The organism is uncultured Mediterranea sp., from assembly GCF_902493215.1.
Taxonomy (GTDB): Bacteria; Bacteroidota; Bacteroidia; order Bacteroidales; family Bacteroidaceae; genus Bacteroides.
This window is the reverse complement of the sequence record NZ_CABUOL010000002.1, coordinates 257,064-276,078: the sequence shown is the minus strand read 5'-3', so window position 1 is coordinate 276,078 and position 19,015 is coordinate 257,064. Positions and strand designations below refer to the sequence as shown.

At 53.7% G+C, this 19,015-nt stretch carries 15 protein-coding genes and 1 riboswitch; of the genes, 6 read left to right on the top strand and 9 right to left on the bottom strand.

Annotated elements, in window-relative coordinates; all coding sequences use genetic code 11:
- The first annotated feature begins 47 nt into the window (after positions 1-47).
- From RDO88_RS02355 to RDO88_RS02340, 4 genes are all read left to right on the top strand, one after another.
- The gene (locus RDO88_RS02355; RefSeq protein WP_307757826.1) at positions 48-2,207 is read left to right on the top strand and encodes a S46 family peptidase; all 2,160 of its coding nucleotides are present in this window, start codon (positions 48-50) and stop codon (positions 2,205-2,207) included.
- Between the two features lie 118 nt (positions 2,208-2,325).
- A complete protein-coding gene (locus RDO88_RS02350) occupies positions 2,326-4,488 on the top strand; it encodes a S46 family peptidase (RefSeq protein WP_307757849.1) in 2,163 nt (720 codons plus the stop codon).
- 57 nt (positions 4,489-4,545) lie between these two features.
- Entirely contained in the window at positions 4,546-4,848 is a 303-nt protein-coding gene (gene trxA / locus RDO88_RS02345; protein ID WP_374043887.1) for a thioredoxin, read from the top strand.
- A 41-nt stretch (positions 4,849-4,889) separates the two neighbouring features.
- The gene (locus tag RDO88_RS02340) at positions 4,890-5,306 is read left to right on the top strand and encodes a thioredoxin domain-containing protein (RefSeq protein WP_307757825.1); all 417 of its coding nucleotides are present in this window, start codon (positions 4,890-4,892) and stop codon (positions 5,304-5,306) included.
- A 235-nt stretch (positions 5,307-5,541) separates the two neighbouring features.
- Here RDO88_RS02340 and RDO88_RS02335 read toward each other — a convergent pair whose 3' ends face one another.
- The 4 genes from RDO88_RS02335 to RDO88_RS02320 all read right to left on the bottom strand — a co-directional run bounded on the left by RDO88_RS02335 (position 5,542) and on the right by RDO88_RS02320 (position 10,447).
- Positions 5,542-6,402 carry a histidinol-phosphatase HisJ family protein gene (locus RDO88_RS02335; protein ID WP_307757824.1) on the bottom strand — a complete coding sequence of 287 codons (861 nt, stop codon included), beginning with the start codon at positions 6,400-6,402 and terminating at the stop codon, positions 5,542-5,544.
- A 30-nt stretch (positions 6,403-6,432) separates the two neighbouring features.
- A complete protein-coding gene (locus RDO88_RS02330) occupies positions 6,433-8,310 on the bottom strand; it encodes an ATP-binding cassette domain-containing protein (protein ID WP_307757823.1) in 1,878 nt (625 codons plus the stop codon).
- A 41-nt stretch (positions 8,311-8,351) separates the two neighbouring features.
- On the bottom strand, positions 8,352-9,158 hold the full coding sequence (locus RDO88_RS02325; RefSeq protein ID WP_307757822.1) for a DUF3805 domain-containing protein: 807 nt from the start codon (positions 9,156-9,158) through the stop codon (positions 8,352-8,354).
- A gap of 77 nt (positions 9,159-9,235) precedes the next feature.
- The gene (locus tag RDO88_RS02320; protein ID WP_307757821.1) at positions 9,236-10,447 is read right to left on the bottom strand and encodes a hypothetical protein; all 1,212 of its coding nucleotides are present in this window, start codon (positions 10,445-10,447) and stop codon (positions 9,236-9,238) included.
- A gap of 549 nt (positions 10,448-10,996) precedes the next feature.
- Here RDO88_RS02320 and RDO88_RS02315 point away from each other — a divergent pair.
- On the top strand, positions 10,997-11,686 hold the full coding sequence (locus RDO88_RS02315; RefSeq protein ID WP_307757820.1) for a response regulator: 690 nt from the start codon (positions 10,997-10,999) through the stop codon (positions 11,684-11,686).
- Complete coding sequence (locus RDO88_RS02310; protein WP_307757819.1) at positions 11,661-13,451, top strand: ATP-binding protein; 1,791 nt, start codon at positions 11,661-11,663, stop codon at positions 13,449-13,451. Before RDO88_RS02315 ends, RDO88_RS02310 begins: the two co-directional genes overlap by 26 nt.
- A gap of 65 nt (positions 13,452-13,516) precedes the next feature.
- Positions 13,517-13,728: riboswitch (cobalamin riboswitch) on the top strand.
- 198 nt (positions 13,729-13,926) lie between these two features.
- On the opposite strand, the gene RDO88_RS02305 is transcribed toward RDO88_RS02310, so the two are convergent.
- The 5 genes from RDO88_RS02305 to mutY form a co-directional block, all read right to left on the bottom strand.
- Positions 13,927-14,994 (bottom strand): DUF4858 domain-containing protein, encoded by a 1,068-nt coding sequence (locus RDO88_RS02305; RefSeq protein WP_307757818.1) that lies wholly within the window; start codon positions 14,992-14,994, stop codon positions 13,927-13,929.
- A 294-nt stretch (positions 14,995-15,288) separates the two neighbouring features.
- Positions 15,289-15,954, bottom strand: coding sequence for a 4'-phosphopantetheinyl transferase superfamily protein (locus RDO88_RS02300; protein ID WP_307757817.1), 666 nt, complete (start codon positions 15,952-15,954; stop codon positions 15,289-15,291).
- Positions 15,954-17,309, bottom strand: a complete 1,356-nt coding sequence (gldE, locus tag RDO88_RS02295) for a gliding motility-associated protein GldE (RefSeq protein ID WP_307757816.1) — start codon at positions 17,307-17,309, stop codon at positions 15,954-15,956. Before gldE ends, RDO88_RS02300 begins: the two co-directional genes overlap by 1 nt.
- Positions 17,310-17,332: 23 nt before the next feature.
- A complete protein-coding gene (locus tag RDO88_RS02290; RefSeq protein ID WP_307757815.1) occupies positions 17,333-17,782 on the bottom strand; it encodes a single-stranded DNA-binding protein in 450 nt (149 codons plus the stop codon).
- Between the two features lie 73 nt (positions 17,783-17,855).
- Entirely contained in the window at positions 17,856-18,899 is a 1,044-nt protein-coding gene (gene mutY, locus RDO88_RS02285; RefSeq protein ID WP_307757814.1) for an A/G-specific adenine glycosylase, read from the bottom strand.
- Positions 18,900-19,015 lie beyond the last annotated feature (116 nt).

Genomic DNA, 19,015 nt, shown 5'->3' with positions numbered 1-19,015 from the left:
ACAAAGGAACAACAACATATAAATCATTACTAATTTAAGTGACATACATGAAAATCAAGAAGTATCTCGTTGCGGCCCTCGCCGCAGCATTCACCTTCTCGGCGCAGGCCGACGAAGGTATGTGGCTGCTCCAGCTGATGAAGCAGCAGAATTCCATCGACATGATGAAGAAACAGGGCCTGAAGCTGGAAGCCGATGACCTCTATAACCCCAATGGCGTGTCGCTGAAGGATGCCGTCGGCATCTTCGGCGGAGGATGTACCGGCGAAATCATCTCGCCCGAAGGCCTCATCCTGACCAACCACCACTGCGGATATGCCTCCATCCAGCAGCACTCCAGCGTGGAGCACGACTACCTGACCGACGGTTTCTGGGCCAAGAGCCGCGCCGAGGAACTGCCTACACCGGGACTGAAGTTCCGTTTCGTGCACCGCATCGTGGATATCACCGACCTGGTGAACGCCAAGATAAAGGCCGGTGAAGTGAACGAATACGAAGCGATGACCGGTTCCTTCCTCAGCAAGGTGGCCAAGGAAGAATACGAGAAGAGCGACCTCAAAGGCAAACCCGGCATCGAAACCCGCGCCTTACCCTTCTACGCCGGAAACAAGTATTACCTCTTCTATTATAAGGTGTACAGCGACGTGCGCATGGTGGCTGCCCCGCCCTCGAGCGTAGGCAAGTTCGGCGGCGAGACAGACAACTGGATGTGGCCCCGCCACACGGGCGACTTCTCCATGTTCCGCATCTATGCCGACAAGAACGGAGAACCTGCCGAATACAGCGCCGACAACGTGCCTCTGAAGACCCCGAAATACCTTTCCATCTCGCTGAAGAGACTGGACGAAGGCGACTATGCCATGATTATGGGCTTCCCCGGCTCTACCGAGCGCTACCTCACGCAGAGCGAAGTGCGCCAGCGCATGACCGCCATCAACCAGGCCATGATAGACATGCGTACCGTCTACCTCGACGTGCTGAAGAAGTACATGCGCCAGAGCGACAAGACCCGCATCCAGTATGCCAACAAGTTTGCCGGCAGCAGCAACTACTGGAAGAACTCCATCGGCATGAACAAGGCCATCGTGGACAACAACGTGCTCGAGACCAAGGCCGAGCAGGAGAAGCGCTTCGCCGCCTTCGCCCAGGGCAAGCCCGAATATGAAGGTGTGGTGGAGAAGATAGACGCCATTGTGGAGAAAATGACTCCCGCCCTGCGCCGTGCCGAATATCTGTACGAGGCCCTGAACGGAGCCATCGAGTTCGGCTGCCCGCCTGCGCTGATGGACAAGATGAAGGAAGCCATCGAATCGAAGAACGACTCCCTGCTCCAGTCTGCCAAGAAGCAGCTGGAATCGGTATACGAAGGCATCTACAACAAGGACTACGACCAGCAGGTGGACCGCGCCGTGGCCAAAGCCATCCTGCCCGCCCTGGCCAAGGCCCTGACACCCGAAGAACTGCCCGCCTTCTACCAGACCATCGAGAAGGAGTACAAGGGCGACTATGACGCCTACGTGGACGACCTCTTCGACACCTCCATCATGGGCAGCCGGGCCAACTTCGACAAGTTCCTGAAGAAGCCCAGCGTGAAGGCCATCGAGCGTGACCTGGCCACCGAATACAGCCGCACGAAGCTCGAAGCCATCAAAGCTGCCGCAACCGAGTACAGCCAGACGTCACAGGAGCTGGGCCTGCTGCACAAGGCCTACATCCGCGGACTGGGCGAGATGAAGCAGCCCGTGCCCGCCTACCCCGACGCCAACTTCACCATCCGCCTGACCTACGGCAACGTGAAGTCCTACAACCCGAAGGACGGCGTACACTACAAGTACTTCACCACCACCGACGGTATCCTCGAGAAGGAAGACCCTGAAAACCCTGAGTTCGTGGTTCCGGCCAAGCTGAAGGAACTCATCCAGAAGAAGGACTTCGGACGCTATGCCATGGCCGACGGCACCATGCCCGTCTGCTTCCTGACGACGAACGACATCACCGGCGGCAACTCCGGCTCGCCCGTCATCGACGGCGAAGGACGCCTCATCGGCTGCGCCTTCGACGGTAACTGGGAATCACTGAGCGGCGACATCAACTTCGACAACAACCTGCAGCGCTGCATCGCACTCGACATCCGCTACGTGCTCTTCATCCTCGAAAAGCTGGGCGGCTGCGGGCACCTCATCGACGAGATGACCATCGTGGAGTAATCAAATAAACAGGCACGGATTACACGGACTATCACGGAGAAAAACGACCGTGAACCCTCCGCGAAATCCGTGCCTCATTTATACCAATTCACTTATATATCCCTGATTCTACATTATGATGAACAAACTTCTATTTGCGGCAGCCCTGTCTGCCCTGACACTCCCCGCGCTGGCCGACGAAGGCATGTGGATGCTGACCGACCTGAAGCGGCAGAACGAGGCCGCCATGCAGGAACTGGGGCTGCTGCTGCCGGCCGACTCCATCTACAACCCCGAAGGCATCGCCCTGAAGGACGCCGTCGTACACTTCGGCGGAGGCTGCACGGGCGAGGTCATCTCGGCCGAAGGCCTGGTGCTCACCAACCACCACTGCGGCTACGGTGCCATCCAGCAGCACTCGAGCGTGGAGCACGACTACCTGACGGACGGCTTCTGGGCCATGAGCCGGCAGGAGGAGCTGCCGTGCAAGGGGCTTACCGTGACCTTCATCGACCGCATCCTCGACGTGACGGACTACGTACAGCAGCAGCTGGCCAAGGATCCCGACCCGCAGGGCACCAACTACCTCTCGCCCAAGTACCTGACTCAGGTGTGCGCCCGCTTCCTCCAGGAGCAGAACATCACCCTGGGCATCGGCGAAAAGGCCGAGCTGAAGACCTTCTACGGCGGCAACCGCTACTACCTCTTCGTGAAGACCGAATACAGTGACATCCGCATGGTGGGTGCGCCGCCGTCGAGCATCGGCAAGTTCGGCGCCGACACAGACAACTGGATGTGGCCCCGCCACACGGGCGACTTCTCCATCTTCCGCATCTACGCCGACCGCGACGGACGCCCAGCCGCCTACAGCGCGGACAACGTGCCCCTGCGCGTGAAAAAGCACCTCAACATCAGCCTCCGCGGCTACAAGGAGGGCGACTTTGCCTTCGTCATGGGCTTCCCCGGCCGCAACTGGCGCTACATGATAGCCGACGAGGTGGAGGAGCGGATGCAGACTACCAACTTCATGCGCCACCACGTGCGCGACGCCCGCCAGCGTGTCCTCATGGAGCAGATGCTCAAGGATGACGCCGTGCGCATCCACTACGCCAGCAAGTACGCCTCCAGCGCCAACTACTGGAAGAACGCCATCGGCATGAACGAAGGCCTCGTGCGCCTCCACGTGCTCGACACCAAGCGTGCCCAGCAGGAAGCCCTGCTGCAACGCGGACGCGAGCTGGGCGACACGACCTATCAGGCTGCCTTCGACCGTATCCGCGCCATCGTGCAGAAGCGCCGCCCTGCCCTCTACCACCAGCAGGCCATCCAGGAGGCACTGGTCACGGCACTCGACTTCATGCGCATCCCCAATACCGCCGCCCTCGCCACCGCCCTCAAGAGCAAGGACAAGGCAGCCATCCAGGCTGCCACAGACACCCTGCGCCAGGCGGCCGACCGCTACTTCGCCTCCGTCCCCTATCCCGAGGTGGAGAAGCTCGTGGGCAAGGAGATGCTACGCACGTATGCCAAGTACATCCCCGCCGACCAGCGCATCGGTATCTTCAAGGTCATCGACAAGCGCTTCAAGGGCGATACGGACGCCTTCATCGACGCCTGCTTCGAATACTCCATCTTCGGCAGCCGCGAGAACTTCGACAAGTTCATCAGCAAGCCCAAGCTCTACCGGCTGACCAGCGACTGGATGGTGCTCTTCAAGTACTCCATCACCGACGGCCTGTTGCAGACAGCCATCGCCATGATGGACGCCAACCGCGACTACAACGCCGCCCACAAGACGTGGGTCAAGGGCATGATGGACCTGCGCCAGGCCAACGGCCAGCCCATCTATCCCGATGCCAACTCCACCCTGCGCCTCACCTACGGCAAGGTGGCCTCCTACGAACCCGCCGACGGAATGGTGTACGACTACCAGACGACACTGGACGGCGTGATGCAGAAGGAAGACCCGACGAACTGGGAGTTCGTAGTGCCCGACAAGCTGAAGCAGCTCTGGCAGGCGAAGGACTTCGGCCGCTATGCCCTCGAGGACGGACGGATGCCCGTGTGCTTCATCGTGGACACGGATAACACCGGCGGAAACTCGGGCAGCCCCGTGTTCAACGCCAAGGGAGAACTCATCGGCACCGGCTTCGACCGCAACTACGAAGGCCTGACGGGCGACATCGCCTTCCGCCCCTCGTCGCAGCGCGCCGCCTGCGTGGACATCCGCTACACGCTCTTCATCATCGAGAAGTATGCCGGTGCCAAGCACCTCATCGACGAGCTGAGCATCGTGGAGTGAACCAAAACGACGCAACGTTTGTTAGTAGATACATCATCAACAACTAACAGGATTATCATTATGGAAAAATTTGAAGAACTGATCAACAACACCGCAGAGCCCGTACTGGTGGACTTCTATGCCACGTGGTGCGGCCCCTGCAAGATGATGCACCCCATACTGGAAAACGTCAAGGCACGCGTGGGCAACAAGGCACGCATCGTCAAGATAGACGTGGACGAACAGCAGGCGCTGGCCATGAAATACCAGATTCAGGCCGTCCCCACGCTGATGCTCTTCAAGGGCGGAAAGCAGGTGTGGCGGCAGTCGGGCGTGGTGCAGAGCAACGAGCTGGTAGAACTCATCGAGAGCCAGGCATGAGGTATTAATTATCCATTATCAATTTTCAATTCTCCATTATTATGAAGAAGTTATTGCTTACCCTGGCCCTCGTGGCCGCCGCCCTCCTCGGGCATGCCCAGGAGGTGATTGTGATGGACAAGGCAATGTTCATCGACAAGGTGTTCGATTACGAGAACAGCAAGGAGTGGAAATACAAGGGAGACAAACCCGCCATCATCGACCTCTATGCCGACTGGTGCGGGCCCTGCCGCAGGGTGGCTCCCATCATGAAGGAACTGGCCAAGGAATATGCCGGAAAGATTACTATCTATAAGGTAAACGTGGACAAGGAAAAGGAGCTTGCCGCCCTGTTCAATGCCACCAGCATCCCACTGTTCGTGCTTATTCCCATGAAGGAGCAGCCGCAACTGATGACCGGAGCAGCCGACAAGGCCACGTACAAGAAGGCTATCGACGAGTTTCTGCTGAAGAAATGACCGGCAACCGGCACTGAAAATGCCACAACATAGCAGCATCGGGCCGACAAGCTGCAATCATCCATCCGTTCCCCTGCCAAGGAAGCATCCGTTTCCTTGCAGGGGAACGGTTGTTTCCTGCCTATGGGAACGAGCGTTTCCGCCTATGGGAACTCCAGTTTCCTAGTAGGGGAACTGGTGTTTCCGCGCAGGGGAACTCCAGTTACTGCGCGGAGAAACAAACGGCACTGCCTGTCTAAAAGGGAATCTCAGTCCACTGTCCGCCCCGAAGCCGCATGACGGACGTGAAGCCTGCGCGGCGCAGGGCCCGGTAAGCCTCAGCCATACCGCTGGCGATGCGCTCGGGATAGTGGGCGTCGCTGTTCACCTGTACACGGATGCCCAGCTCACGGAGCAACGGGAAGTAGCGTTCGTCGGGATAGAAGGTGCCCAGCTCGGACCAGGCCTTCGTATTGATTTCCACCTGATAGCCACGGCGGGCAATCTCGGCGAAATAGTCGCGCACCAGGCGGTCGTACCACGGCTCTTCCAGAATGCCGGGACGGCAATAGGCGGCGTTGTAATGAATCTTGTCTGCATGGCCCACAATGTCGAAGCCGCCCAGCTCCACCATGCGTCGCGAACGCTCGTAGTAGAGGCGCACCACCCGCTCCACATCGCCCTGAAAATGCTTCTCGACCATCTGTCGGAACTTCTCGGCGGAGAGGTCGGCGTCTACCACGCGGCCTTCGTCGTCGTAGAGCAGGTGGACAGAACCAATGCGATAGTCCAGTGGCAGGCGGCGGAAACGTTCGATGGCGGGATGGCTCTCCTCGTTCAGGTAATCAATCTCCAGCCCGAGGTACAGCTCGATGCGCCCGGCATACTTCTCCTTGAGGCGGCGGAACTCGGCCACGTAGTCGTCCATGCGGTCCCACTCCATGGTCCAAGCCGTGGGGAATGGCAGCGGGGCGTGCGAGGAAAAGCCATAGGACGTGAATCCGCTGCTCAGGGCAAAGCGAACGAAGTCCTCCATGCCGGCACGGCCGTCGCAATAGAGGGAATGGCTGTGGTAGTTCGAGGTGGCAGCCTCGCAAAGATCGTTTATCGGTGTCATAGGCGTGTTCATTTCAGTAGGTGTTCTTATTTATCCTTCTATCTCACTCAACTCGAGCCAGCGCATCGTCTTCTCGTCAATCAGGTCCGTCAGCTGCGGCAGGCGTTTCGACTTCTCCGTCAGCTCGTCCACCGAAAGCGTGCCGCTGCACAAGGCTTCCTCGATGGCCTTCTTCTCGGCTTCAAGCTCGGCAATCTCCTTCTCGAGCTGCTCGAACTCGCGGCGTTCCTTGAAACTCATGCGGCGCTTCTCGTCCTGACGGATGCGGGCGGGCTTGGCGGCGGCTTGCGGTTTGGCGGCCGCCTGCTGTTCCTTGTCGTGGCGTGCCTTGGCCTCCTTCCATTCGCGGTACTGCGTGTAGTTGCCGGGGAAGTCGCGGATGTCGCCCCCGCCGTTGAACACCAGCAGGTGGTCCACCACCTTGTCCATGAAGTAGCGGTCGTGGCTCACGACGATGACACATCCCTTGAAGCTTTGCAGATATTCTTCGAGCACCTGCAGGGTGACGATGTCGAGGTCGTTGGTGGGCTCGTCCAGCACGAGGAAGTTGGGGTTGCGCATCAGCACCGTACAGAGGTAGAGGCGGCGGCGTTCTCCTCCGCTCAGCTTGTAGACGTAGCTGTGCTGCGTCTCGGGCGTGAAGAGGAAGTGCTGGAGGAATTGCGAGGCGGTGAGCCTCTTGCCGTTACCCAGCTCGATAACTTCAGCGATGTCCTGCACCACGTCGATGACCTTCATCTGCTCGTTGAACTGAAGCCCGTCCTGCGAGTAGTAGCCGAAACGGACGGTCTCGCCGATGTCCAGCGTGCCGCTGTCGGGCTTCACCAGCCCCATCAGTATCTTGATGAAAGTTGATTTTCCCGTCCCGTTGTTGCCCACGATACCCATCTTCTCGTAGCGGGCGAAGATGTAGGAGAAGTCGTCCAGTATCTTCAGGTCGCCGAAAGCCTTGCACAGGTGGTCGGCCTCGAATATCTTGTTGCCGATGTAGGAAGCCTTGACATCGAGCTTCACGTTGGCGTCGTGGAAGCGCTGCTTGGCCACCTTCTCCAGTTCGTAGAAGGCCTCCTCGCGGTAGCGGGCCTTGTGGCCGCGGGCCTGGGGCATGCGGCGCATCCACTCCAGCTCGGTGCGGTACAGGTTGTTGGCACGCTCCACCTCCACCGTCTTGGCGTCGATACGCTCCTGACGCTTCTCCAGATAGTAGCTGTAGTTTCCCTTGTAGGAATAAATCGTGCGGTTGTCTATCTCGATGATTTCGGAGCAGACACGGTCGAGGAAGTAACGGTCGTGCGTCACCATGAGCAGTGTCAGATTGGTACGTCGCAGGTATTCTTCCAGCCACTCGGTCATGTCGAGGTCGAGGTGGTTGGTGGGCTCGTCGAGGATGAGGAGGTCGGGCTCGGTGATGAGGGTGTTGGCCAGCGCCACACGCCTCAGCTGCCCGCCGGAGAGGTGCTTCACCTGTTGGTTGAAGTCGCGTATCTTCAGTTGGGAAAGTATCTGCTTGGCTTTCTGCTCGTAGTCCCACGCCTTTTCGTGGTCCATGCGCACGAGCAGCTCGTCCAGGCCAGGATGGCCCTCGGTCTCCATGCAGCGCTCGTAGTCCTTGATGAGGTCCACGGTCGTGTTGCCATGATGAAAACAGGCCTCGAGCACGGTCAGTTCTTCGGGATACGAGGGGCTCTGTTCCAGATAGCCCACACGAAGGTCTCGGCGAAAGGATATCTTTCCCTCGTCGTAACCTTCCTTTCCCGAAAGAATATTGAGCAGGGTGGACTTGCCGCTTCCGTTCTTGGCAATCAGTCCGACACGTTGGCCTTCGGCCAGGCCGAAGGATATATTTTCAAACAAGACCAGGTCGCCGAACGACTTGGTGAGGTTTTCTACTTGCAGTATGGGAGACATTAATTTAAATGAAGAATGAAGAATTAATAATGAAGAATTAATCAAGCATTGCAATAGGCTTCCGCCAGGTTGACCTTCTCGCCGGCCTTCACCTTGCTCCACACCAGCTTCATGGGGTCTGTCCACTGGCCGGTAGCAGTGTTGAGCAATACGGGGGCCTCGCGGTTGCCGTCTATCAGCGTACGCCACTCCATCCCGTCCACTTCGTTGGCCATGATGACGCAGAGGGTGATGCCCAGTGCCAGCCACTGGTCTTTCTTCTTGGGTCCTATCACGCCACGGTCCACCACCTGCTGCATGCTTTCCACGTCTTCTTCCACACCCTGGAAGTCCTTCTTCAGCAGGTCTTTCACCGTCTTCTCCACCCATTCGTAGGCTTCGTCTATCTGATAGATTTCGGAAAGACGGACGGGGATGAGCTCGGCAGGATATTTCACACCCGGCTTGCGCACCTGCAGGGAAGCAATCACCCGCTCGGCCTCGGCCACGGATTCACCCTTGCGCACGGTGAACGAGCACTCAAAGGCCACATCGTCCACACCCGCAATCCAGATGTGCGACGTATAGTATTCGCCGCCTTCCTCGAACATCTCCTTGCTATAGGCACAATCCAGTGCACCCACACGTACCCGTACAGCCGAAGCGTTCTCCTTCAGCTCCTGCCGTACGGACTCGCGCCCGTAATCAGCCGTATTGCCCCGATAGGCCGAAATGCGGAAATTACCCGTCCACTCGTCGGGATTGTAGAACAGGAACGAGCCTTCGCTGTCTTCGAATTCGCTCCACACGGCCGGGTATTCCATGGAAAACCACGCACCCGGAGAAATATACTTCTTGAATGATTCCATATCGTTGACTCTGACTTAACTTCGCAAAGGTAACACTCCCAGCGATGATTTGCAAGCGGCAGGTACAAAAACAAGCCTTATTTGCCGATGGGCTGTATCTTCCTGCGCACTTCCTTCGATATTTCCAGGAACATGTAGTTCAGCTTGCCCGAGTGGATGCCCTCCTCGTGCTGGCGGTACTTCTTGTTGGCATACTCCTTCGACTTGTCGAACGTGATGCGCGACATCTGGTTCTGCGACTTGCCCACCATCGTGGAGTCCAGCTGCTCGTCGGGGAAGAAATCGTCCAGGTCGACATCGCCTATCATCGTCGTCTCGAGAAAGTTCATGTCCTTGTGCTGGCTGTCGGTGTAGTAGCCTACAAACATGTGGCCGGGTATGCGCACCAGTATAGGCTCGATGTTGATGGCACGCAACAGGGAAGCGAACAAGACGCTGCCGTCCACGCAATTGATCTGCGACGACTCCAGCGCATCGTCGAACGTACGTACCCGCTGGGAAAAGACAATGTTGCTCGAAAGACTGGTATTCGACACCGAGCTGTAGCGGAAGTTTCGCTTCTGCAATACGTTCCACAAGGCATACACCTGCTTGTCCACCGCCTCCGCCTTCCCGCCCTGATAGCCCAGAAAGCGGTTGACGATGCGCGTGTTGAGCGCCTCGCGGAGCAGACGGTCTATCATCGGATTTTCCTCGTTGACGTAGGCGGCAAAGAAAATGCCCGTATCATGAAACTTGGTACCGTTGGTGACGTAACCCAACAAACACTCGTTGATGCTTCGCACGGAGAAGGTACGTACCTTCTGCCCCAACGCCTTGCCGTTCACCTCCACCGTGACGGCCACACTGATTGGCTCGGCCTGCTCGTTGGCCTTTAAGGCCTCGTAGTTCCAGATGATATCAGGATAGATAATGTACTCGGTACGCGGACGGGGCAACACAAACTCGGACACCGAACGGGAGAAGAACGGTGTCTCGGCCACCTCGATACGGACACGCGTGTAACTGCGCCCCGAACGCAGGCGGACCGCAATGCACGACTTCGGGTTACCCACATACACGGAGTCGGAAGGCACAATGACCTGCGCATCGGTAGTAGCCACGGAGAGGATGCTCGACGGAAAGATGTTTCCTCCCAAATCGTCGGCTATCTCGAATCCCGAACGGAAGGGAATGCCGTTCAGCCAAAACGCGACCACCGCCACTACAATCACCACCCCAAGCGGCAATGCCAGACGCCACCGGCCCGAAGCCAACCGGCGCCAATTGATGCGAATATTTTTTTTCATAACAACAATCTCTGCTTTATTCCAAACAAAGATAGTGAAAGGTGAGAGGAGAACAAAATATTGAAACTTGTTTCAGATATTTTTTATCACGAGACGACTCTTATTTTATGAAAAGATAGTGAAAGGCGAGAGGAGAAATAAAACGAGCTAGCTTGATTATTTTGCTGAGACCTGTCCTCATCAGACAAAGACAGCAAGACGAAACCTGAAAGGCCCTACCATCAAATACATAAGATGAAATCTTGCGATGCACAAGATGCCATCTCATACTGCACAAGATGCCATCTCATGCAACACAAGATGCCATCTTACGCAACACAAGATGGCATCTTGTGCAAAGGATGATTGAAACCTGCATAAGCCAAGGCGGTACTTACGACTTCTGACCGGGCATGATACATATTCAATTATCCGGCATTCCGAAATCCCTGTAACAGGAATGTAACATCTGTTTCATGTTTCCGTAATAAAAATGCCTCAACTTTGCCGCAACAAAAGAATAAAAACATATTTTTGTAAAACCATTACCTTACTTAAACTGAAGAAGAGATGAACAACTACCGGATATTGGTCGTCGACGACGAAGAAGACTTGTGCGAGATCTTGAAGTTCAACCTCGAGAACGAAGGTTATGAAGTGGATACGGCAAACTCAGCCGAAGAAGCCCTGCAAATGGACATCAGCCGTTACAACCTGTTGCTGCTGGATGTGATGATGGGCGAAATCTCCGGCTTCAAGATGGCCCGCATGCTGAAACAGGACAAGAAGACGGCCCAAATCCCCATCATCTTCATCACTGCCAAAGACACGGAAAACGATACCGTTACAGGCTTCAACCTGGGAGCCGACGACTATATATCGAAACCCTTCTCCCTGCGCGAAGTGACCGCCCGCGTAAAAGCAGTGCTCCGCCGGACCACTTCAGCAGAAAGCGGACGCATGCCCGAACAGCTGGTCTATAAATCGCTGGTGCTGGACATAGTCAAAAAGAAAGTATGCATCGACGGCGAAGAAGCCCCGCTGACCAAGAAGGAATTCGAGATATTGCTCCTGCTGCTCCAGAACAAAGGACGTGTATTTTCGCGCGAAGACATCCTGAACAAAGTGTGGAGCGACGAAGTATACGTACTGGACCGTACCATCGACGTGAACATCACACGCCTGCGCAAGAAAATAGGTGATTATGGTAAATGCATTGTAACACGTCTGGGATATGGATACTGCTTCGAAGCCGAGTGAAAACCGGCATTTCCTTTCATTCAGCCGGAAACTGTTTCTCTCCGTTTTCCTGCTGTTCCTGCTTTTCTCCGGAAGTGTTACCCTCTACCAGTACCAGCGGGAAAAAGAGTACAAGATAGAACTGCTCGACCTGCAACTGCAGGATTTCAACGAAGACCTGTATTACCGGCTGGTGGAAACACCCGACAGCCTCTGGGATACTGTACTCAACACCCATATCCGCCAAAGTCGGGCCAAAGACCTGCGTGTCACCATCATCAGCCCGCAAGGCACCGTCTTGTATGACAGCTACGAACAGAACTTCAAACCCGGCAACCATCAGAACAGGCCGGAAGTACAGCAGGCCCTGAAGCAGCGAAAAGGGCATGACGTGCGCCGCACGTCGGAAACTACGGGAGTACCCTACTTCTATTCGGCCACCGACTTCGGTTCCTATATCATCCGCTCGGCACTGCCTTACGACATCGACCTCGTCAACCACCTGGCCGCCGACCGCCATTACCTGTGGTTCACACTGGCCGTCACACTGGTACTGATATTCATCTACTATCACTTTACCTCACGCCTGGGAACAGCCATCACCAAACTGCGCCAGTTTGCCAAACGTGCCGACAAGAACGAGCCCATTGAGACAGACTTGCAATCGGCCTTCCCGCATAACGAGTTGGGCGAAATATCGCAGCACATCATCCAGATTTACCGCCGCCTGCGTGAAACGAAGGAAGCGCTCTACATCGAACGCGAGAAACTCATCACACACCTCCAGACGTCGCGCGAGGGTCTGGGCGTATTTACCAAAGACAAAAAAGAGATACTGGTCAACAACCTGTTTATCCAATACAGCAACCTGATTTCAGACTCCAACCTGGAAACGACCGAAGAGATTTTCGCTGTCTGCGAATTCCAGAAAATCACCGACTTCATCGGCAAAGCCCAACGCAGCCCGCTGGGAAAGGAAGAGAAAAGAATGTCGCTGACCATCAATAAGAACGGACGCATCTTCATTGTGGAATGTATCATCTTCCAGGACCTGAGTTTTGAAATTTCCATCAACGACATCACGCAGGAAGAAGAGCAGATACGCCTGAAGCGTCAGCTCACCCAAAACATAGCCCACGAACTGAAGACACCCGTCAGCAGCATACAAGGTTATCTGGAAACCATCCTCAGCACGCAGGATCTGCCTCAGGACAAAATGCAGATTTTCCTGGAACGGTGTTACGCCCAAAGTAACCGGCTGACGCGCCTCCTGCGAGACATCTCCGTACTGACCCGCATGGACGAGGCAGCCAACCTCATCGACATGGAGAAAGTGGACGTCAGCCTGCTGGTGGGAAACATTGTCAACGAAGTGGCGCTCGAACTGGAAGAAAAAGACATCACCGTCGTCAACTCCCTGAAACCCCACATCCTGCTCCGCGGTAACTACTCGCTGCTCTACTCCATCTTCCGCAACCTGATGGACAATGCCATCGCATACGCCGGTTCGCATATCCACATACACATCAGCTGTTTCCGTGAAGATGAAAACTTCTATTATTTCAGTTTTGCCGATACAGGCGTCGGAGTGTCACCCGAACATCTGAACCGACTTTTCGAACGGTTCTACCGTGTAGACAAAGGACGTTCGCGCAAACTGGGGGGTACAGGCCTGGGACTTGCCATCGTCAAAAATGCCGTACTGATTCATGGCGGAACAATCTCTGCCAAGAACAGTCAGGGAGGCGGATTGGAATTTGTATTTACACTGGCGAAAGAAAGGTAACTGTTAACTTTTGCATCGCCTGTAATTTATTTCCTCCAACAGTCTTTCCGATTCAAAAAAAACTTCTATCTTTGCTCTGCATTGGTTCGCCCGCTTCCCACATTGGCGGAAGCGGCGATTAAAAGGGAATCGGGTGCAAGTCCCGAACAGTCCCGCTGCTGTGAGTTTCATCTATCCCGTTGCCGGCATTACTCCATCTGCCACTGGAACCCGTTTCCGGGAAGGCCGCCGGCAACAGAAACAAGTCAGAAGACCTGCCATGCACATTCTTTATCATTGCTTTCGAGGAAAAAGCGGTGAGTCTAATGAATCGGACCGTTCCGTCCTTCATTTCATTCATCTAAACTGATTCAGAGAAAGTAAACGAGTAAACTTCTGCCAAAGTTTATGAAATGATGTCCGGGCGAAGGGATTTCGACCGGACATTTTCATTTTTTGTCATGAACAGAAACCGAAAATAACCGTCAATCAGATTTCAGTCTTTTCCCTTCGCTATCTGTGTCACCACTGTTTCAATCTGTACTTTTTTCAGTTCTTGCAGTGTATATGCATGCCGATACCGCTTGGTTAAATCACGCTTTACTGTAAACAGCCGGCCTCCCATTCGAGTAATGGTAATGAGTACTTCCTGCCCGTTACCATAGCAGAGCATGTAACGTGTACCGTTGGTCGTAAATGTACCTCGTACATCGTGTCCATCAGGAAAGAAGTAAGCAAATGTTCCACGACACATCTCGGTATAGCGGAAATACAATAACCCCTTTGTGACCGGACAACTATCTTGCAAGTGGGTTTCCACACACGTACGAATGGAGTCACTGCCCACAAAATTCAGGCTATATTCCTCATTGTCCACATGAAAGTATTCATAACGTCCGCACTGCTGTTCCGAATTATTGTAAGCTGCGAGGGCAACCAATGTCTTATTGGCAGCTCTACGCTGGCGGAAGTTCCAATACTGGAGACTGAACATTTGATCGAAGTCCGTTTTGAAACTACCGCCCATACTACCGCCCATCATCATAAGTCGCATGTCATTCATCGGCCCTCCCTGTCCTGGCACTATCTGTCCACGTGAAATTTCGTATGTCTTTCTGTCCATCATTCCACCCATAGGAACCCGCTTTCCTGACACAGGATTTAGATTGTAAAGGTAAATGCCATGATAAGGTAACAGACTCATGTGCATGCCTTTCGCCAACGTGTCTGTTGCCACTCGAGGGAAAGGCGAAGATGGCAATGTTTCATCGAAATCGAAATGCCGACGATAGTGTTGCGGATCACTATATGGCGAAGCAAAACCTGAATTCCCATTTGTAGCTGTACCGCTTGTTTCCACACCTATACTACCTTTCAAAAAATCAATGGATTGCAGCGCTTCAGGGTTCAACTCTATTTCTCCCTCCTTTTTCAACAGTTCCGCCAACTTGAGAGAGTCTTGTTTTGTCCATTGTGCATGGCAATAATTAGCCGACAACAACCCGATCCATAATAGGAAGATGTTTTTTAATACTTTATGCGTCAAATCAAATATCCGTTTCATGGTTAGAATTTATTTTCAATATTTCAAAATTAGGTATCGTGCAATTTCCCTACAAATAAAATCGACGAATCGCCTCCTCCATTCCATAAACGATATTTCGTTCTTAACTTCATAATGTATAAAAGAAATGAAAGCTATCAAATGTGTTTTCCGACTGAATGATTTACTGACAGCAGAGTTGTATAATAGCCATATACCAGTCATATAAAAGAGTACATATCACTTGGAAAGCACCACTGATATGACGCTTGTAACTCTATAATGAATATTGTATATGGAAACAGAATTGCCCCATCAGTGTTCTCCGGTCAAGTTTCCGTTTTTCGGAAAACAAGTCCAGGTCAGTACAAAATCCGGAGTAATCCGATAGGCGACCCGAAACAGCTGCCGACGGCCGGTCTTGTATTCACAAGCCTCAAAACAACCTTGCCGTTGTGGACTGAAAGGAAAAATACGGAGATGTTCCTTAAAATCGACTTCTGATTCATTCAGACATTTGAACAGAGTTTCTTTGGCCGACCAATGAAGCAACATCGACCAGACATCATCGCCTTCAAAAAGGGCAGCCGCCTCATCGGGACGCATAAAGCGACGGGCCACCTTGCGCACTCTCTCGCCCGCTTGTTCGATATCAATCCCTACCTCCGAGTCCGCCCGCCCCCAGATGACAGCCGCATAACCTTTGGTATGAGTGATACCAAGCGCATACGAACCGTCTGTCAAATAAGGTTTCCCACTGGGCAGATAGGCTATCTCCTTCTCTTCGCCCAACAAGGTAAACAACAGGACACGTACCGCCAGCCACTCCAGGCGGCGGTGGGGGGAAGTATATTTCCCAGCCATTACACGGGCATAGTCTTCCGCGTGAGGGAGCAACGAAAGCAAGGCTTCTTCTGTCTCGTCTATCCGCCATATTCCCCACGAACAGGTCTCTTCCTTATGTTGCAGATACAAGGGCATCAGTCCGACTCACTTTCATCATTCTCCACAACCTTCTCCGAAATGGCAAATTTCACTTTCAGAATGCGGCGGCTGTCCATTTCGAGCACCTCGAATTCATAATTCTTGTAGGAAAGGCGTTCATGCAAAACAGGAAACTCTCCCTTCAGTTCGAGCAGCAGGCCAGCCAACGTATCGGCATCCCCAGCCACTTCTTCAAACTCCTGCTCGTCTATCTTCGTGATTTTATAGAAATCCGTCAGCAGCGTCTTGGCCTCGAAAATCCAAGTATGATCATCGAGCACCACATAGGTACGTTCCTCGTCGTCGTATTCATCGTGTATTTCTCCCACAATCTCCTCAATGATGTCTTCCATTGTTACAATGCCCGACGTACCGCCAAATTCATCGACCACAATGGCTATGTGGATTTTATTGGCCTGAAAGTCGCGAAGCAAGTCGTCTATCATCTTGGTTTCGGGAACAAAATAAGCCGGACGGATGAGGGACTGCCAACGGAAATTGTCTCCTTTACCCAAATGGGGCAACAAATCCTTGATATAGAGAATACCCTTGATGTTGTCGCGCGTACCGGCATAGACGGGAATTCGCGAATAGGCGTTGTCGACAATACACTTCAGCACATCCTTGAAAGGCGTCCGGATATCCAGATCGACCACATCCAGACGTGAAGTCATCACCTCCTTGGCCGTCTCGCCGCCAAAACGGATGATTCCTTCCAGGATATTGCTTTCTTCCGAAATTTCCGTCTTGTCCGTCAGTTCCAGCGCATGCGACAGTTCATCGACAGAAATGTTGTGCCCCTTGCGGGAAATGTGCTTGTTCAGGAATGAAGTGGAACGTATCAGGAGCGATTCCAGCGGATAGAAAATGGAACGGCACATGGAAATGCCCGAAGCGGCAAAACGACAAAAGCCCAATGTCTTTTGTGCCGAATAGATCTTAGGCATGATTTCGCCGAAAAGCAGCAAAAGAAAAGTCAGGATGACCGTCAACACCAGAAACTCGGCAACAGGCGAATGAAACTCAAAGACATTCATGAAAAAGAAGTTGCAGAGCATGATGATGGTCACGTTCACAAAATTATTGGTAATCAGGATAGTGGCCAGCAAGCGCTCGCTGTCGGCAAGCAAATCGCTAATTTTGGAGTCGGCAGGATGCTTGCGTTCGGCAATGGTGCTCAAATCAGCCGGAGAAAGCGAGAAGAAAGCAATCTCGGAAGCCGAAGCAAAGCCCGACACAATCAGAAGAAGCCCCGCCAACACAATGGCTACGATAGCCGAAACGGTAGGAGTCTGTACAGAAATTCCACTAAATACATCTGCCAACTGGCATAAATAAGCGTCTGGGTCCAAAGAGGTAGTTTTTAGTTAAACATTCAGAAAGGCAAATCGTCTGCCGCATTGTCTTGCGCCGGCATGGCCTGTGTCTGGGCAGGTTGTTGGGGTGCAGGCTGCGCAGCTCCCTGCAAAGGCTGGGAAGCAGGTGCAGCCGTTTTGGGAGTAAGCATTTCCATATTGTCAACAAAGATTTCCGTCACATAACGTTTGATACCGGACTGGTCATCATACGAACGGGTACGGATTTTTCCTTCCAGATAGAGCTTGTCTCCCTTGTGTACATATTTTTCTGCCGTCTCAGCCAATCCTCGCCACAGAACGACATTGTGCCACTCTGTGCGTTCGGGTACCTGCGTTCCGTTGGGCAAGGTATATGCACGGTCGGACGTTGCCAATGGAAACGTAGCCACAGCCACGCCACTATCCAGATATCTCACTTCGGGGTCTTTTCCCACATTTCCCAACAGGATTACTTTATTGACAGACATAACTTTCCATATTTTTTATTCAGCGGCCAAAAATAAGCAGAATAATGCAACCTTGCAAATATCCGCCCAACTTTTACACATATTTCTCCAAGAAGAGATGTATCAGGCGGGGAACCGCATAGCGGTCCCATTCCTGTATGCCCACACGCAGGCAGCCGGCAAAAGCCTCAGAAGATTCGGGTAACAGCATTTCATAGAAATCTGCATGAATCACCTGATGGGACAATACGTGCTTCACCCCCAAGTGCAACGGACGTACTTCACAGGCAGGGCTCTCCTCTCCCAATTCCTTTTTCAAGGCGGGATGCCGAAGAAGCTCATCCTGCGACAACCGGCAATCCGTTTCAATCAAGGGCAACTCATACAGATTGCGCCAGATGTCGTCCGCCGTCCGCTTCCGCATCAGCATCCTGTCGCCCATCCGTATATATAAATAGGTAAAAAAGCGGTCTGTTGTCTTGGTCTTATGCTGCTTTACAGGAAGACTTCCCACCTCACCTCGCGCCAAAGCCGAACAGCTGTCGGCCAAAGGACAGAAAAGGCAGGACGGCGACTGGGGCGTACACTGGATAGCACCAAAATCCATTATCGCCTGATTGTAGAGAGCCGGACGGCGCTTGTCGAGCATTTCCTGTGCCAAGGCTGCAAACATCTTCTTGCCCTGCGTCGAATCGATGGGCACATCCACGCCCAAGTAGCGGGCAAGCACCCGATAAACGTTACCGTCGACCACGGCGTAGGGCATGCCATAGGCAATGGAGCAGATAGCTGCTGCCGTATAGTCGCCTACCCCCTTCAACGCACGCACGCCTTCATACGTAACAGGAAAGACACCGTTCATGCTCCGGGCCGCCGCATGCAGGTTGCGAGCCCGCGAATAATAGCCCAGTCCCTGCCAATACTTCATCACCTCGTCCTCGTCGGCCTCCGCCAGCGAAGCCACATCAGGGAAACGCTCTACGAAGCGCCGATAATACTCATAGCCTTGGGCTACACGCGTCTGCTGGAGGATGATTTCAGAAATCCATATGCGATACGGATCCGTCGTTTCGCGCCAGGGCAACTCACGCTTGTGAGCGGCATACCAATCCAACAATATACTGGAAAAATCACTCATTCTTTACGTTGTCAACATTACTAAACGATTCCGCAACTGCCTATCTATTTGCAATTTCCGGCCTGCAGGACGAAACACTCCCGCCTGCGGACGACAAATGTAACGCTTTTCCGCCT

What these genes read in the sequence shown, in the direction of transcription:
- RDO88_RS02355 (WP_307757826.1), top strand. Translation starts at nt 48, where the DNA reads ATGAAAATCAAGAAGTATCTCGTTGCGGCCCTCGCCGCAGCATTCACC.
- RDO88_RS02350 (WP_307757849.1), top strand. Translation starts at nt 2,326, where the DNA reads ATGAACAAACTTCTATTTGCGGCAGCCCTGTCTGCCCTGACACTCCCC.
- RDO88_RS02340 (WP_307757825.1), top strand. Translation starts at nt 4,890, where the DNA reads ATGAAGAAGTTATTGCTTACCCTGGCCCTCGTGGCCGCCGCCCTCCTC.
- RDO88_RS02335 (WP_307757824.1), bottom strand. Translation starts at nt 6,402, where the DNA reads ATGACACCGATAAACGATCTTTGCGAGGCTGCCACCTCGAACTACCAC.
- RDO88_RS02330 (WP_307757823.1), bottom strand. Translation starts at nt 8,310, where the DNA reads ATGTCTCCCATACTGCAAGTAGAAAACCTCACCAAGTCGTTCGGCGAC.
- RDO88_RS02325 (WP_307757822.1), bottom strand. Translation starts at nt 9,158, where the DNA reads ATGGAATCATTCAAGAAGTATATTTCTCCGGGTGCGTGGTTTTCCATG.
- RDO88_RS02320 (WP_307757821.1), bottom strand. Translation starts at nt 10,447, where the DNA reads ATGAAAAAAAATATTCGCATCAATTGGCGCCGGTTGGCTTCGGGCCGG.
- RDO88_RS02315 (WP_307757820.1), top strand. Translation starts at nt 10,997, where the DNA reads ATGAACAACTACCGGATATTGGTCGTCGACGACGAAGAAGACTTGTGC.
- RDO88_RS02310 (WP_307757819.1), top strand. Translation starts at nt 11,661, where the DNA reads ATGGATACTGCTTCGAAGCCGAGTGAAAACCGGCATTTCCTTTCATTC.
- RDO88_RS02305 (WP_307757818.1), bottom strand. Translation starts at nt 14,994, where the DNA reads ATGAAACGGATATTTGATTTGACGCATAAAGTATTAAAAAACATCTTC.
- RDO88_RS02300 (WP_307757817.1), bottom strand. Translation starts at nt 15,954, where the DNA reads ATGCCCTTGTATCTGCAACATAAGGAAGAGACCTGTTCGTGGGGAATA.
- RDO88_RS02290 (WP_307757815.1), bottom strand. Translation starts at nt 17,782, where the DNA reads ATGTCTGTCAATAAAGTAATCCTGTTGGGAAATGTGGGAAAAGACCCC.
- mutY (WP_307757814.1), bottom strand. Translation starts at nt 18,899, where the DNA reads ATGAGTGATTTTTCCAGTATATTGTTGGATTGGTATGCCGCTCACAAG.